Raw genomic sequence first — 15,078 nt, forward strand, 5'->3', positions numbered from 1 at the left:
AAGCCGGCGCATCACCGAAGGGTGCGCGCCGGGTTGAAAGCAGGAGGTCAGTCGATCAGGAAATCGAACTTGTCGCGCAGGGCTTCCCAGCTGTCCTTTGAGTTGGCCGCCATCATGCGACCCTGATGGATCGTCGGGTTATAGGGTGTGCCGTCAAGCAGCGCGGCATAACCGCCGGCTTCCTGAACGATCATGACACCGGCAGCATGATCCCAGGGCATCAGCTTGGCGGTCAGCATGAAGTCGACAAAGCCAAACGCCATGGTGCGATATTCGTGACAGGCACAGCCAAAGGACATCATGCGGTCAAAGTCGGGGAAAAGCCCGGCCAGATCGTACTGGGTCTCCTTCGGGAAGCGGCGAATGGAGGTGGAGCCGACCATGCTGGAGAGCCTTGTGGTGTTGGACATCTGCAGGCGCCGCTCGGTGCCGTCCGGGCGGCCATACCAGGCGCCCTCCCCCTTGCGGGCCATGACCCAGTCATCGACCAGCGGGTCATACAGCAGACCAAACACGGTCTCGCCGTGGCTGACCACGGCCACCATGACGCCGAACTGATTGAGATTGCGCGCGAAATTCCAGGTGCCATCGATCGGGTCGATGATGACGGCCATCTCGGCGTCGCGAATGGTGTCCAGAAGCGTCTTGTCTTCGGCCACGGCCTCCTCACCCACGATGGTGGCTTTTGGAAAGGCGCGGGCCACGCCCTGGGTAATCACCTTCTCGGCGCCCTTGTCGGCAATGGTGACCAGGTCATCCGGGCCGCTCTTGGTGTCGATGCTGTCGGGATCGAGCCTGCGAAAACGCGGCAGAATCTCGGTTTTGGCCGCGTGGCGAACAATGTCGATAATCGTTTTGGTGGCAGCCTGATCCAGGGTCATGACGGGGCTCCTTGGCAAGGGATAACAATCGGGCGGCTTTGCCGCGGCAGACGAGAGGCGCTGCCGCGGCGCCGGCTGGCTATAGCATGGCGGTCATCGCAGGTGATCACCAGCACCATTGGCGTGCAGGGATGATTACCGGCCCCGCGACACTGTGCCGCCCGTCACAAAACGAGGAAAGATTGCCACGCTACCGTTTCGATGATTAATATATTGGTATATCTCTATATTTATGAGCAGGCAACATGAAGACATCAGCACAGGCCCTGGCAGCACCACTGTTTGAACCGCTTTCACTCGGCCCGGTCACGATCCCCAACCGTATCGTCATGGCCCCCATGACGCGCAACCAGTCACCGGGCGGGGTGCCGGGCGATGACGTGGCCGCCTATTACAAAAGCCGCGCCGAAGGCGGTGTGGGGCTGATCATCACGGAAGGCACCTACATCGATCACCCCGGTGCCAACGGCTACCCTGCCGTGCCGGCCTTCTACGGCGAGGCGGCACTGGCCGGCTGGAAGAAGGTGGTCGACGGCGTCCATGCCGCGGGTGGCAGGATCGTTCCGCAGCTGTGGCATGTCGGTCGCGAACGTCGCCCCGGTGTCGAGCCGGACATGAGCGTGCCGGGATTCGGGCCGATGTCGATCGTCGAGGACGGTGTCGAGGTCGTAAAGGCGATGACCGAGCAGGACATCCAGGACGTGGCAGCCTCCTTTGCCCGCGCCGCGCGCGAGGCGAAAGCGATCGGGTTTGACGGCATCGAGCTGCACGGCGCGCACGGCTATCTGATCGATCAGTTCCTGTGGGCGCAGAGCAATCAGCGCCGCGATGAATACGGCGGCAGCGTGGAAAATCGGCTGCGCTTTCCGCGTTTGATCGTGCGTGCGGTGCGTGAGGCGGTCGGTCCGGACTTCCCGATCATCTTCCGCTTTTCACAGTGGAAGCTCTCCGACTACGAAGCGCGCATTGCCGAGACGCCCGAGGCGCTGGGCGAGCTGCTTAATCCGCTGGCCGCCGATGGCGTGGACATCTTCCACGCCAGCACACGCCGTGTGTGGGAGCCGGCCTTTGAGGGCAGCAGCAAGACGCTGGCCACCTGGGCGCGTGAACTGACCGGCTGTCCGGTGATTGCCGTGGGTAGCGTGGGGCTCGACAAGACCTTTCGCACCGGGCATTTCACCCGCACCGAAGATCCGACCTCCAAAAGCCGGGTCAACGTCGAGGAGCTGGCCATGTGGCGCGCCCGCGGTGATTTCGACATGATCGCCATCGGTCGCGCCCTGCTCTCCGACCCGCAATGGGCCCGCAAGGTACGTGACGGCCGACTCGATGAGCTGAGTGACTTCGATACCCGCGCGCTGGATGAGCTGGTGCGCTGATGCGCCCTTGCCGGGCTGTCTCGGCAGCCCGGCCGTGAGGGCGTATAATGCTCCGGCCTCCAACGCCTGGCCATGATCATGGATATCAATACGATTTTAAGCGCACTGGCCAACCCGGTGCGTCTGGACATTGTGTGCTGGCTCAAGGAGCCGGAGCGCCACTTCCCGCCTCAAAAGGAGATTGCCCCGCCCGGGGGCATCTGCGTCAGCCACATTCGCGAAAAGACCGGCCTTTCCCAGCCGACCATCTCGCTGTACCTGTCGACGCTCTCCCGCGCGGGGCTTGTCTCGTCACAGCGGGTGGGCCAGTGGACCTATTACCGTTACGAACATGTGGTCGCCGAGGCCTTTCTCGACGCGCTCGGTGAGCGGCTTTTGAATCGCTGACCGGTGCTAAAGCCCCTGATCGAGGCGCGGGACTCACGATGGCGAGTCTTGTCGCCGGGCTTTCAGTCGCCCGGTCATTCTGAAGCCGTCTCGCATATTGCGGCCCATAAGCACCAGATTGACCGCACCCGCCATCAATTCGAGCACCTGCACGCCATAAAATGCGGTATCGAACTCCCCTGCTTTTACCTTTGAGGCGAGAAACAGCGCGCATGGGATCAGGACCAGCACTCCATTGGCGGCGATAACAGGCATTCGTTTCAGCTTGGCCGCGACCAGCCCCACCCTGCGCCCCCTTGCCAGAGAAAAGCCCGTGCCGCCCGTGGCCGCAAGCGCGGGGAGCAGCAGCACAAAGCCCCACGGGATGGCCGACTTCACGGCAATGACGGTCTCCTTCGAACCGACCAGTTCGCTGAGCGCCGTCGAAAACCAGAACGTGGCGATCGTCAAAAGTGCGATCGTACCTGCCATGGGATGAATCAGCTTTTTCATGGGCATGCGCCCCCTGGTTGCGATATGGTTACTAAAAACCATATTTGACATCATGATGTCAATATAAATACAGGGTGTCATATGACAGATTCGATGGAACCGTCGAAAGCCGAAACGTTGACCGATTTGATCCTCACCATGTTTCGGACCAACAACACGACGCTCGCATGGGGGGATCGCATCGTGTCGCCACTCGGGCTCACCAGCGCGCGCTGGCAGATTCTGGGTGCCATCGTTCAGGCCGAGCGGCCTCAGCCGGTCGCATGGCTGGCGCGTGATCTGGGCGCGAACCGCCAGAATGTGCAGCGCATCGTCAACGATCTGCACAAGGATGGATTGGTGTCGTTCGAGCCGAACCCGCATCACAGACGGGCACAGCTTGTGGTCCTGACGTCCAGGGGGCAGCAGACCTATGGTGCCGCGATCAGCCTTTATAATCCGCTTGTAGAGGCATTGGCGGAGGAGCTGCCTCCTGAGGATGTCCAGGCCGCACAGCGTGTTTTGTCGGCACTACGCGCACGGCTTGAAACCTCCTCTGGTGAATAGCGCCATTCGATAGGCCGCAGCGGGGTTGAGGCGACGCGATACTGTCAGCCATGACGGTGCCCTGGCTGCTTTGAAGCATGACGAGAACCTGCCGGCGGCGATGACAGCCCGGGCGTTGCGATGCACGACCGGGTCTCAAATGGCGGCCATGGCATTGCGCCGTCCTCTGACGGGGCGACAGGCGCCCAGATAGCGCAGGCTGACGTAACCCACGATGACGGTCGCCACCCCGAGTTCCAGCGTCGCCAGCCCGCGCACAAGCTCGATCTCGTGAACGCTGAACCCGTGCCCGGTCATCCAGTCGGCGGTTTTGGTCATGGCCGTGGCGCCGATGACCATGGGGAAGGTAAAGGCGGCGTAGCCCGGGCTATAGGGAAGGCGCAGCAGTTTGATGAAGGCCAGATAGATGACCAGCGTCATCAACACCGCAATGCCTGCCAGCAGTGCGACAATCAGCGGTGAGGGAGCGGCTGACACGGTGAGATAGCCGGCCAGCGACAGGCTGGCGGGGGCGGCCATGATGGCGATGGTCGGTTTGGCCGGATCGGGGATCTCCTCGATAAACAGCAGTCGGTACATCATGACCGGCAGCAGCACGGCATACAGCAGCATGCCCGAATAGAGCAGCCCCATGGCCAGCGGCTGAAGTTCGGCAATGTCCGGGAAGGCCACGTCGGCCACGATGATACCGACCGGTGGCACAAACCATGCCGGCACCATGTGATGCAGTTCAAAGGCGCGCAGGCGATGTGTGATAAAGGCCACAAGAAAGATCAGGTGCAGCATCACCGCCATCAGCCAGAGCGTCGCCCCCGCCGCCGGCAGCAGCCACGTGCCCACGCTTTTCGAGATCACCATCAGTGCCATGGCAAAGGTGGGCACGACACTGCCCACCACCGGGTGGGCCAGATCCGCCCACAGCGACTGCGGATAAACCATGAATCGACCCGCGAGTGCCAGCAGCAGCGCGGCGGCGATGACGGCGCCCGTCAGCTGTGCCCAGCCGCCCAGCGGGGCGAAGCTCTCCCAGCTCCAGCCCAGGCTGGCAATACCCAGCGCCAGACCGGCAAGGGGCGTCGGAATGGCCTGCAAATCTCGAACGGATAACGACATGACAAGGCTCCTCAACAGCAGTGAGGGCATTTTATGCCGGTCGAAACTATCGTTATATTTTAACTTTTATCACCTATCGTTGAGTAAAATTTAACAACCAGAGGAGCCTTCATGGCCGTCACACTGCGACAACTGCAGGTGTTTATCGCTGTGGTGCGGGAGCGAACGTTGACGGCGGCGGCAGCATCGCTTCATCTGACCAAGCCGGCGGTCAGCGTGGCACTCTCGGAGCTGGAGAAACAGTGTGGAAAGACCCTGTTTGACCGTCATCGCAACCGCCTTCATCTCAACGATCAGGGGCGTCGACTGCTGCCGCTGGCGGACGAGCTCCTGATGCGAAGCGACGCCATCGATCGGCTGTTTGAAGACGATGTTCCCGGCGGGCAGCTGCGCGTCGGTGCCAGCTACACGATCGGCCATCAGCTTCTGCCGGCGCTGCTGCAGGCGTTTCGCACCGACACCGGCCACCGGGATCAGCGCGTCACGATCGCCAACAGTACGGCCATCTGTCAGGCACTGGAAGCCTTCGAGCTGGATGTCGGCATGATCGAGGGGCGCATCGTTGATGATCGTTTCGATGTTCTGCCGTGGTGTCACGACCACATGCGGGTGGTGGCCGCCCCCGGACATCCGCTGGCCCGGCGTCAGAGGGTCGAGCTTGCCGAACTGGCCGATCACGACTGGCTGCTGCGTGAGCCGGGGTCCGGCACGCGCGAGCAGTTCATGCGCTTTATCGCCCCCGGGTTGCCTCAGTGGCGCCTGGGCATGGAGATCAACTCCGCCGAGGCGATCATCAATGCCGCCGCGGTCGGACTGGGGCTGACCTGCGTCTCGGCGCTGGAAGTGCAGCACGCCCTGAGCGATGGTCGGCTGGTCGAGATTCCGGTCAATCTCGAGATGACCCGCGAGTTCAGTCTGGTGTTGCACCGCGACAAATATCGCAGCCCGCTGATCGAGTGCTTTGTCGCGTTCTGTCTGGCGCATCCGCATGAGGCGCCATTCTGACCAACCAGGTCCGGCCTTCGCACTACAGATGAGCCGAAGCCTGCCGTCAATACATTAGATGTAACGTATAAGGCGAGCAGGGATGGCATTGATGACGCCGCTGGGGCGGCTGGACACGCTGGATATTGATTGCCCGAACACGCAGATGACGCTGCTGTCGATGGACAAGCACCGACTGCTGGAAGGGCTGGTGGTGGAGGCCCTCATCGAGGGCATCCTTTCGCGACTCGAGGCTCACGGAGCGGTCATTTTGCCGCTTTCGCTGGTGCGCGCCGGTCGGCGCGGCAGACAGACCGCCTGGTGGCTCTGGGCGCATCGCCCGATGGATGATACCGATGCGCTGTTCGATGCCCTGTCGGTTCGTCATCCGCGCGCCGTGGTGCGCTGCCACTATGATCGTGGCCGTCGGGATTTCCTGATCGAGCGCTACCCGGGGCATGACGGCTCTCCATTACAGGCGTTTCTGATGCGGCTATGTCAGAAAGGCTCGCTCGACTTTCGCCATCCCGACCCGGACGTGTGCGAAGCCCTTCGCACCACCCGCGCCTTCTGGCGCATGACCGAGTGCCGGGTCGGCATCGACATGTTTCATGACATCGTGCTTCACCGGCTCTACAAGAACTGTGTGCTGGCGCCCTTTTTTGACTGGCTGTGGGACATCGACACGATCCTGCAACTGCCCAACGGGCAGCAGATACAGCTCGAGATCAAGCACAAGTACCCGTATCAGGGCCGGGGCGGGCTGTGCTTTGGCATCAACAAGGGGCAGGTGATGACCATGCAGGCCCTGGCCGAGAGCGACATCGATACCTTCCATGTCATTCTGGTCAAGCCCTGGTGGGACAGGGCGACGGGGCCGGGCTATCTCACCCAGGACCACGCCCATCAGGATCAGGTACTGGTGATCGGTCACTATCTGGATCTGGACGCACTCAAGGCCCTGAGTCGGGCCGTGGATGGGGAAAGCGGTATCACCGAGTCCCTCTACGGTCGAAGGGCCCAGGCGCACAAGGGCATTGCCGCGGCGCAGTTCGTTTTGATCGGCACGCTGGCTGACTCGGCTGAAACCCTGGCCCGCAACCTGTTGGCCGGCGCTCTGCGACAACCCCTGCCGCGCCTTACCGATGAATGCCTGAGAAAACACCGCCGAGGCCCTGGAGGCTAGCCATCGCTTCCCCCTACAATGGCCTGCCGCCCTGCCTGATCAGACTGACCCGCGAGCGCCCATGACCCTGTCTTCATCAGAACCGTATTCACCGGACCTGCTGCCCCCGGAGCTCGAGACCGAACGTGCCCCCGTGGGGGCCTGCCCTTATGACGTGCTGGATGATGCGGCGCTGCTGGCTCGGGTACTGGAAATCTTTGATCGTGGCGCGGTGGCCGAAAAGCTCTCCGAGGTGAGCGCTCACTGGTCGCGCGAGGCGCTGGTGCGGCATCTCAAGGCGCTCGAGCCATCCCCTCTCAGTGACGCCGAGCGTCGGGTGCTGATCACCCTGCTGCCCGCACCGCCGTCGCATCAGCATCAGGCGGATTTCACCTTTATCGATCTGTTTGCCGGCATTGGCGGCATTCGTCAGGGTTTTGAGGCCGTGGGCGGTGAGTGTGTGTTCACTTCCGAATGGAACAAATACGCCGTGCGCACCTACAAGGCGAACCACTACTGCGACCCGCAGACCCACCGCTTCAACGAAGACATCCGCGATGTGACCCTCTCCGCGCGCGACGACGTCGATGAAGAGACCGCCTACGCCCACATCCGTAAGCAGATTCCCGAACACGACGTGCTGCTGGCAGGTTTTCCGTGCCAGCCCTTCTCGCTGGCCGGGGTTTCCAAGAAAAACGCTCTGGGGCGCAAGCACGGCTTCGAGTGCGACGCCCAGGGCACGCTCTTTTTTGACGTCGCGCGCATCATCGCCGCCCGCCGCCCGCCCGCGTTCGTGCTGGAAAACGTCAAGAATCTCAAAAGCCACGACCAGGGCAAGACCTTTCGCATCATCTGCGAAGCGCTCGATGAGCTGGGCTATGACGTCGCCGACGCAGACGCCCCGAAGGGCCGCGACCCCAAGGTGATCGACGCCCGCCACTTCGTGCCCCAGCACCGCGAGCGCATCGTGCTGGTCGGCTTTCGCCGTGACCTCAACGTGCATGAGGGCTTCACCCTGCGCGATATAGACGCGCACTTCCCCGCCCAAAAGCCCACCTTCGGTGAGCTGCTGGATAGCGAGGTCGATGCGAAGTACGTGCTCACACCCAAGCTCTGGAACTACCTCTACCAGTACGCCCGCAAGCACAAGGAAAAAGGCAACGGCTTCGGCTTTGGCCTGACCCGGGCCGAGGACACCGCCCGCACGCTCTCGGCGCGCTATCACAAGGACGGCTCGGAGATTCTCGTCGATCGCGGCTTTAATGACGCGCTGGCCTTTGACGCCCCGGAGAACCTGACCAATCGCCCCCGTCGCCTCACGCCGCATGAGTGCGCGCGCCTGATGGGCTTTGATGCCCCGGGTGAGCGGCGCTTCGTGATACCGGTGTCGGACACCCAGGCCTATCGCCAGTTCGGCAACTCGGTGGTGGTACCGGTGTTTAAGGCCGTCGCGGAGATGATGAAGCCGAGGGTGATGAAGGCGAAGGGGAAAAGCGTCACCCGTTGATGTCAGAAAAAAGGTTTTAGAGGCACAAAAGGCATATAAAAAGGCGAACCGAAGTCTTCGGTTCGCCTTTGGTATTGCCTTGAAAGACGCTTTATCTCTTTGGTTGCTTGCTCTGGCCTCACTTACTCCGGCAGCGCATAGGTCAGCACGTAATCCCCCGACGGCGTTTCCATGAAGTGGTGGCCGGTGGCGACGATCATCAGGTACTCGCGCCCGTTGGCTTCATACACCAGCGGATTGGCCTGACCGCCGGCCGGTAGTGGCGCGCTCCACAGCGTTTCACCGCTTTCGATGTCGATGGCCCGAATCAGGTCGTCGGTGGCGGCGGCAATGAAGATCAAACCGCCTGCGGTGACGGCCGAGCCGCCATTGTTGGGCGTGCCGATGTTGATTGGCAGGCCTGAGCGAATGCCCCAGGGGCCGTTGGCACGGGCGGTGCCCAGCGGGCGGTTCCACAGCGTGTTGCCGGAGGCGACATCAACGGCGCGAATATGGCCGTAGGGCGGCTCCTTGCAGAGCAGGCCGGTGTAGGGCACGCGCCAGCCGGCGTTGACGTTGACGGCATAGGGCGTGTTGGCCTGCGGATCTCCTGCCCCTTCGGCGCCGCCGTCGTCACTGGCCATCTCTTCGCGCGGTTTCCAGCCGTACTCGTTGGCCTTCTCGCGCGGCACGAGAATGTTGTGGTTGGGCATGTCGTTGTAGTTGGCAATCAGCACACCGCGTTCCGGGTCGATCGCGATGCTGCCCCAGTCCGAACCGCCGTTGTAGCCGGTGTACTCGACCCAGTGCTGATCGGCGGTCGGCGGCGTGTACATGCCTTCATAGCTGGCGTTCTGGAACTGGATGCGACAGAACATCTGATCAAAGGGTGACATGCCCCACATGTCGCGCTCGGTCAGCTCGGGCTGCTCGAGGGTGTGGTAGAGCGACCAGGGCTGGGTTTTCGAGCGCTGCTCGGGTTCCACCCCACCCTGCGGGACCGGGCGCTCCTCGGCGCCGCCGCCGAGCAGTTCGCCGCTGCGACGATCAAAGACATAGATGCCGCCCTGCTTGGTTGGCATGACCACTGCCGGCACGCGGCCGTTATCGGTGGGAAAGTCGATCAGCGTCGGCTGGGAGCCGGGGTCGTAGTCCCAGACGTCCTTGTGTGCGGTCTGAAACTTCCATTTGGGCAGCCCGGTGGTGACATCCAGCGCCACCAGCGAGCTGGCCCATTCGTTTTCGGCCGGCGTGCGCGAGCTGCTCCAATAGTCCGCGGCGGAGTTGGCCATCGGCAGATAGACCAGCCCCAGATTGTTGTCGCCCACGGCGGTGGTCCACATGTTGGGCGAGCCGCGCACGTAGGTCTCGTCACCGCTGAGCGGCTCGCTGCGGTCCGGCCGGCCGGCATCCCAGGCCCATTCGAGTTCGCCGGTCACGGCGTTATAGCCCTTGATCACGCCGGAGGGCGGATAGCGACGCTGACCGTCGAGCACCTGATGGCCGGTGACCAGCACGTTATCGACAATCACCGGGGCCGAGTTGATCGAGACATAGCCCGGCGGCGTCTCGCCCATGTTCTGCTTGATATCGACCTGGCCGTTATCGCCAAAGTCGGTACAGGGCTTGCCGGTCTCGGCATCCACGGCAATGATGCGACCATCCAGCGTGCCCGAGAAAATGCGCGTCCGGCACTGCTGTGCGCTGTCACTTGACGAGGCGGCCACGACGCTTTCGGCACCGTCATCAGAGGGTGCGGCGCTGTCATCGCTCAGTGTCGTCGTGCGGTTTGTGTCTGTGCTGTCATCCTGTGTCGGGGCGTTTTCCGGCACCTGATAGTACGTGACCCCGCGACAGGCCGCGGTATAGGGGATGGCGTCTTCCGAGACCTGCGGATCATGGCGCCAGCGCTCCTCGCCGGTTGCGGCGTCCAGCGAAATCAGGATGTTGCGCGAGGTGCACAGGTAAACGCTGTTGCCGACCTTCAGCGGTGTGGTCTCGGCGCCCCAGCGATGGTCGAGCAGGTCTCCGGTGCGATAGGTCCAGGCCTTTTCCAGCTTGCCCACGTTATCGGGGGTGATCTGATTGAGCGCGGTGTAACGGGTGGCGGCGTTGTCGCCGCCGTAGGCCGCCCAGTCGCCGCGTGCGGGCTGATCGGCTGGCTGAGCGCTGCCGGTATTCGTGGCAAGCGACGCCGATTGCGGCCCGGGCACCTCATTGGGGTGCGAGACATTGTGCGGCAAAAAGGCCAGCGCTCCGGCACCGGCCAGCACCAGCGTCAGCCCGCCTGCGGAAAACAGGGAGGTGCGCCGGGACGGGCCATCCACGGTGCGCCAGGCCACCAGCGCCACCAGAATGGCAAGGATCAGTACCACATCCATGCGCGGAATCCAGCGCCAGTAATCAAGCCCCGACTCCCAGGCCGCCCACAGCAGTGAGCCGATAAAGACCAGAGCGTAGAGCACAACGCCGGTACGGTGTCGTCTGATCAAAAGCCCGCCGGCGAGCAGCATGCCGATGCCGGCCAGCAGGTAATACCAGGAGCCGCCAACGATCGCCAGCCAGGCGCCGCCGACGATCAGTGCCAGTCCGACCAGCGCCACCAGTGCGCCGACCCCCATGAGCGCGAGGTTCCATCGCCGCGCCTTGCCTGATGATGTGCCCATGTCGCTCTCCCTTGCCCTGGTGGCCGCTTCAATGCGTGTGGTGTGATTGTCCTTCTGCCATGACAGCCTGCGCGCCTCGCTAATAAAAATAAATTGGATAAAAGGTGTGGGGCGGGCAGGAAAGCACGACTCAGCCTTGAAACAGCGCTCCCATCAGGCCGATGCTCGAGACCAGCGCATGCAGCAGCATCGGCAGCAAAAGCCCTCGGGTGCGCCAGCGGTAGTAGCCCAGCACCAGCCCCCAGCCCAGCAGCGCTGCAAAGGTCAGCAGGTGGTGATACTGGAACATGTGCAGCCCGGCAAAACACAGTGCGCTGAACAGGATCAAAAGTGTGGCGCGCCAGCCCTTCGGCTGGTCATCGATTCTTGCGATCAGAAAGTGTCGAAAGGCCAGCTCCTCGATGACCGGTGCCCAGATCAGTACACAAAGCGCCATGACCAGACTCTGCAGCAGGCTCTTGCCGTCATACAGGGCGCTCATGAACGCCTCGGGCGCCATGTCCAGCCAGAGACTGATTGCAGCCGCCAGCCCCTGAATCAGCAGTATCAGGCCGACGCCCCGGGCAACGTCCCCCGGGGTGAAGCGTCCGATGAGGGTGGGTATCGGGGAACACCAGCGCCGCCACACCCAGAAGCCTGCCAGCATCAGCGCCAGTGATGGTGCCAGAAGCACCGCAAAGCCATAGCTGCGCATCAGCGCTGCAAACGAGGCGTCTCTCAGGACATGCTGCAGTACCCACACGCTCAGAAACTGGCTGCCCAGATAGACGGCAAACATCAAGAGACCGAATAGAACCTGAAACAGCGGGCGTTGATACACAGGGCGGGTGATGGTCATGACTCTGGCTCCGGCGATGGAAGGGATTCAAAAAAGCGGTCAGGGAATATTCAGCCATGTCTGACAATCTCATGCATTGAGACACCCGACCTGTCACCCTTTGAGGATCAGGCGTTCACCTGCCCGCTGGCGTTCTCGACGGCCGCGGCGTTCGAGGCGGCGTTTCAAGCGCCGCCGACAAAGTCATGTGTTGATAGCGAGTCACTCAAGCATGCAACAGCAAAAGAATCGAGCAGAGACCGTCAAGGCGGTGTCCATTGCGGCGGGCGGTGCCCTGTGTACCGCCATCGCCTTCGGGCCGGCCCGAATGGGGTATGGGCTGTTTCTGCCCCAGTTTCGTGATGTGTTCTCGTTGAGCACGGCTCATGCCGGCCTGATCGCCAGCAGTGCCTTCGTGGCCTTTTTACTGGCGCTGCTGGTGTCTGCGTATCTGGTCATGCGTTATGGCGGGCGTGTGCCGGTGGTGGCCGGTCTGCTGGCCGCCACGGTCGGTCTGGCAATGGTGGCCGGTACGCAAGGTACGCTGATCTTTGCCATCGGTATCATCCTTTCGGCCACCAGCGCCGGTCTGTGCTGGTCCCCCTTCAACGACGCCGTGGGGCGCGCCATCATCAGTGAGTGGCATGGTCGCGTGCTGTCCGTGGTCAGTACGGGCACGACCTTTGGCATGGCCGGGGCGGGGGTCATGGCACTGGCCGTCGCTCTGCTGGGCTGGGACTGGCGCACCATCTGGTTCGGGTTTGCCGGGCTGGCCCTTGTGTGTGCGCTGTATCATCTGGTGGTGCTGCGTCAGCTGCCGGAAACAACGGCGTCGTCATTTGATCGAAAAAAATTCAGGCGACTGATGCACAGGGGCATCCGACCCATTTACTGGATCGCCGTGTCGTTTGGTATCACCAATGGCATCTATCTGTCGTTTGCCGTCAATCAAATCGACGCCATGGGTGGGCTTGCAGGTCTGCAGATCGATGGCGCAGGCGCAGTACTGTTCATGGCCTTCGGAGCTGGCGGGGTAGCCGGTTTATGGACGGCAGATGTTGAGCGGCGTATCGGCCTGCGTCGTCTGGTGCAGGGCATCTTTGTGTGTTCTGCAGCCTCCCTGTTGTTGATCGGTCTCGGGGCAGACATCTGGGCCGGCGTGGTGGTCTCGGCCGCCCTTCAGGGTCTTTGCCTTATGAGCCTGAGCGCGCTCTTTTCATTTATCAGTCAGCGGCTTTATCCCGACATCTCGAGCGTCAGCTTTACCGCGGTGCTGTGCGTCTATGCCCTGGGCAATGTCGCAGGCCCTGCCCTGGCGGGTTATCTGGCCGGTCTTTCCAGTCTGATGATGGTGTTTACAGCAACCGCGGCGCTATCGCTGATGACCGGTCTGCTGTTCCGGGCCAGGTACACCTGAACGATAGCGCCTTGTGATGCCTGTTGGGATCAGCCGTTGACGTCCACCACCAGCCGGCCACGTATGTTGCCTGCCAGAAGCTGCTCGGAGGCGTCCAGCGTGTCGCCCAGGCGGATGTCCCGCGAAATCTCGCCGAGCAGGACGGGATCGATGTCTTCGGCCAGTCGCGCCCAGGCGTGCTGGCGTTCCTCGGCGGGGCGCGTCACGCTGTTGATGCCGAGCAGGCTGATGCCGCGCAGAATGAAGGGGGCCACGGTCGCCGGAAACTCCATGCCCTGGGCCAGGCCGCAGGCGGCGACCAGACCATCGGGGCGGGTCATGGCGCAGGCGTTGGCCAGGGTATGGCTGCCCACCGAGTCGATGGCAGCTGCCCATCTGGCTCTGGCAAGCGGTTTCCCCGGCTGTGAGAGCTCACTGCGATCAAGGATGTCGGCCGCGCCCAGCCGCTCGAGAAAGGCCGACTCCCGAGGGCGGCCGGTCGAGGCGATCACCCGGTAGCCGCGTGCCGCCAGCAGGGCAATGGCGTAGCTGCCGACGCCCCCGTTGCCGCCGGTCACCAGAACCTCACCACGATCCGGTGTCAGGCCGTGACGCTCCAGCGCCAGCACGCTCAGCATGGCGGTATAGCCGGCAGTGCCGATGGCCATCGCCTGGTGGCTGTTCAGCGAGAGCGGTAGCCGGGTAAGCCAGTCGCCGTTGACGCGCGCGTACTGCGCAAGGCCGCCCCAGTGCTCCTCGCCGATGCCCCAGCCGTTGAGCAGCACGTGATCGCCCGCTGTCCATTCGGGATGCTCGCTGTGCTCGACGACACCGGCAAGATCGATGCCCGGCACCATGGGGAAGCGGCGCACAACCGCGCCCTTGCCGGTGATCGCCAGCGCGTCCTTGTAATTGAGCGTGCTCCATTCGACGCGAACCAGGACGTTGCCCGGCGGGAGCGATGCCGTCTCCAGCTGTGTGACGATCGCGCGACCTTGCTGGTCGGTCTGCTCCACTAAAATGGCGTTGAACATGTGAGCCTCCCTGAAGGATGGACGGTAAGTCGAAGCGGGCATTGCGCGCTTGTCGGATCGAGATCAGCGTGGCAATCGTGCGAAGAATTCCTGACGAAAAAGCACCAGAGGCGCCGGTCCGCGGACCAGCCGTGCACGCTGTACGGCCCCCTCCCAGCCGATCCAGAAAAAGGCGGCCAGTGCGTCACAGTCGGCGTCATCGGCCAGTTCGCCCTGCGTTTGAGCCAGTCGCAGGCAGTTGGCAACCCGGCGTTGCCAGTCCTGCAGGATGGCTTCCAGCCGCTGGTCAAAGCCTTCGGGGAGAAGCGTGACTTCCTGCCCCAGATTGCCCACCAGACAGCCTCTGCGGTAGTCGTGACGTGCCATGCCTTCCTGAGCGTTTTGCGTGAAATGTCGAAGCCTCTCCAGCGGCGATAGACCGGCATCGAGCAGGCAGCGGTCGAGCCTGCAGGCAAAATAGTCGGCATAGCAGGCCAGCACGGCGTGCCCGAAGGCCTCCTTGCTGTCGAAGTAGTGATAAAACGAGCCCTTGGGCACGCCGACCCGTTTCAACACGCCGTCAATGCCGGTCGAGACGAACCCCTGCTCGGTGAGCACTTCAACGCCACAGTGAATCAGGGCCTCCCGGGTGTCGGGATGATGGCGGGGCACTTTGGGTGGGCGGCCGCGGCGCTTGCCCGAAGGTGTGGGTGTCTGCATGGAATTAATTTAGACCGACCGTCTCCAATCATC

The 15,078-nt window shown here is 62.7% G+C and carries 14 protein-coding genes; 7 read left to right on the plus strand and 7 right to left on the minus strand.

All coding sequences use genetic code 11. From position 1 onward, the window contains the following. Window positions 1–47: 47 nt before the first annotated feature. A complete protein-coding gene (locus tag B9G99_RS06005) occupies window positions 48–881 on the minus strand; it encodes an inositol monophosphatase family protein (RefSeq protein WP_086621204.1) in 834 nt (277 codons plus the stop codon). Between the two features lie 245 nt (window positions 882–1,126). Here B9G99_RS06005 and B9G99_RS06010 point away from each other — a divergent pair, with 245 nt between their 5' ends. Further along, entirely contained in the window at window positions 1,127–2,260 is a 1,134-nt protein-coding gene (locus B9G99_RS06010) for an NADH:flavin oxidoreductase (protein ID WP_086621206.1), read from the plus strand. Between the two features lie 78 nt (window positions 2,261–2,338). Continuing rightward, on the plus strand, window positions 2,339–2,647 hold the full coding sequence (locus B9G99_RS06015) for an ArsR/SmtB family transcription factor (protein ID WP_227875958.1): 309 nt from the start codon (window positions 2,339–2,341) through the stop codon (window positions 2,645–2,647). A gap of 33 nt (window positions 2,648–2,680) precedes the next feature. On the opposite strand, the gene B9G99_RS06020 is transcribed toward B9G99_RS06015, so the two are convergent. Then, entirely contained in the window at window positions 2,681–3,139 is a 459-nt protein-coding gene (locus B9G99_RS06020; protein WP_086623320.1) for a hypothetical protein, read from the minus strand. A gap of 81 nt (window positions 3,140–3,220) precedes the next feature. On the opposite strand from B9G99_RS06020, the gene B9G99_RS06025 reads away from it, so the two are divergent. Beyond that, the gene (locus B9G99_RS06025; RefSeq protein WP_086621210.1) at window positions 3,221–3,685 is read left to right on the plus strand and encodes a MarR family winged helix-turn-helix transcriptional regulator; all 465 of its coding nucleotides are present in this window, start codon (window positions 3,221–3,223) and stop codon (window positions 3,683–3,685) included. A 135-nt stretch (window positions 3,686–3,820) separates the two neighbouring features. Here the strand turns inward: B9G99_RS06025 and B9G99_RS06030 are convergent, their stop codons facing one another. After that, complete coding sequence (locus B9G99_RS06030; protein WP_227875959.1) at window positions 3,821–4,798, minus strand: TDT family transporter; 978 nt, start codon at window positions 4,796–4,798, stop codon at window positions 3,821–3,823. 111 nt (window positions 4,799–4,909) lie between these two features. Between B9G99_RS06030 and B9G99_RS06035 the strand changes: the two genes are divergently transcribed. The 3 genes from B9G99_RS06035 (at window position 4,910) to dcm (ending at window position 8,454) form a co-directional block, all read left to right on the plus strand. Further along, window positions 4,910–5,803 (plus strand): LysR family transcriptional regulator, encoded by an 894-nt coding sequence (locus tag B9G99_RS06035; protein WP_086621213.1) that lies wholly within the window; start codon window positions 4,910–4,912, stop codon window positions 5,801–5,803. Between the two features lie 82 nt (window positions 5,804–5,885). Next, entirely contained in the window at window positions 5,886–6,968 is a 1,083-nt protein-coding gene (locus B9G99_RS06040) for a hypothetical protein (RefSeq protein ID WP_086621215.1), read from the plus strand. A 61-nt stretch (window positions 6,969–7,029) separates the two neighbouring features. Then, window positions 7,030–8,454 (plus strand): DNA (cytosine-5-)-methyltransferase, encoded by a 1,425-nt coding sequence (gene dcm / locus B9G99_RS06045; RefSeq protein WP_086621217.1) that lies wholly within the window; start codon window positions 7,030–7,032, stop codon window positions 8,452–8,454. 122 nt (window positions 8,455–8,576) lie between these two features. Here dcm and B9G99_RS06050 read toward each other — a convergent pair whose 3' ends face one another. Together B9G99_RS06050 and B9G99_RS06055 are read right to left on the minus strand one after the other, a co-directional pair. After that, the gene (locus B9G99_RS06050; protein ID WP_086621219.1) at window positions 8,577–11,099 is read right to left on the minus strand and encodes a membrane-bound PQQ-dependent dehydrogenase, glucose/quinate/shikimate family; all 2,523 of its coding nucleotides are present in this window, start codon (window positions 11,097–11,099) and stop codon (window positions 8,577–8,579) included. Window positions 11,100–11,229: 130 nt separating this feature from the next. Beyond that, window positions 11,230–11,937 carry a CPBP family intramembrane glutamic endopeptidase gene (locus B9G99_RS06055; RefSeq protein WP_086621220.1) on the minus strand — a complete coding sequence of 236 codons (708 nt, stop codon included), beginning with the start codon at window positions 11,935–11,937 and terminating at the stop codon, window positions 11,230–11,232. Window positions 11,938–12,148: 211 nt separating this feature from the next. Here B9G99_RS06055 and B9G99_RS06060 point away from each other — a divergent pair, with 211 nt between their 5' ends. Further along, on the plus strand, window positions 12,149–13,333 hold the full coding sequence (locus tag B9G99_RS06060; RefSeq protein ID WP_086621222.1) for an MFS transporter: 1,185 nt from the start codon (window positions 12,149–12,151) through the stop codon (window positions 13,331–13,333). 29 nt (window positions 13,334–13,362) lie between these two features. On the opposite strand, the gene acuI is transcribed toward B9G99_RS06060, so the two are convergent. Then, on the minus strand, window positions 13,363–14,346 hold the full coding sequence (gene acuI, locus B9G99_RS06065; RefSeq protein ID WP_086621224.1) for an acrylyl-CoA reductase (NADPH): 984 nt from the start codon (window positions 14,344–14,346) through the stop codon (window positions 13,363–13,365). A 63-nt stretch (window positions 14,347–14,409) separates the two neighbouring features. Next, complete coding sequence (acuR, locus tag B9G99_RS06070; RefSeq protein WP_086621226.1) at window positions 14,410–15,045, minus strand: acrylate utilization transcriptional regulator AcuR; 636 nt, start codon at window positions 15,043–15,045, stop codon at window positions 14,410–14,412. Window positions 15,046–15,078: the final 33 nt, after the last annotated feature.

This window comes from Kushneria konosiri, from assembly GCF_002155145.1.
In the GTDB taxonomy this organism is placed as follows: Bacteria; Pseudomonadota; Gammaproteobacteria; order Pseudomonadales; family Halomonadaceae; genus Kushneria; species Kushneria konosiri.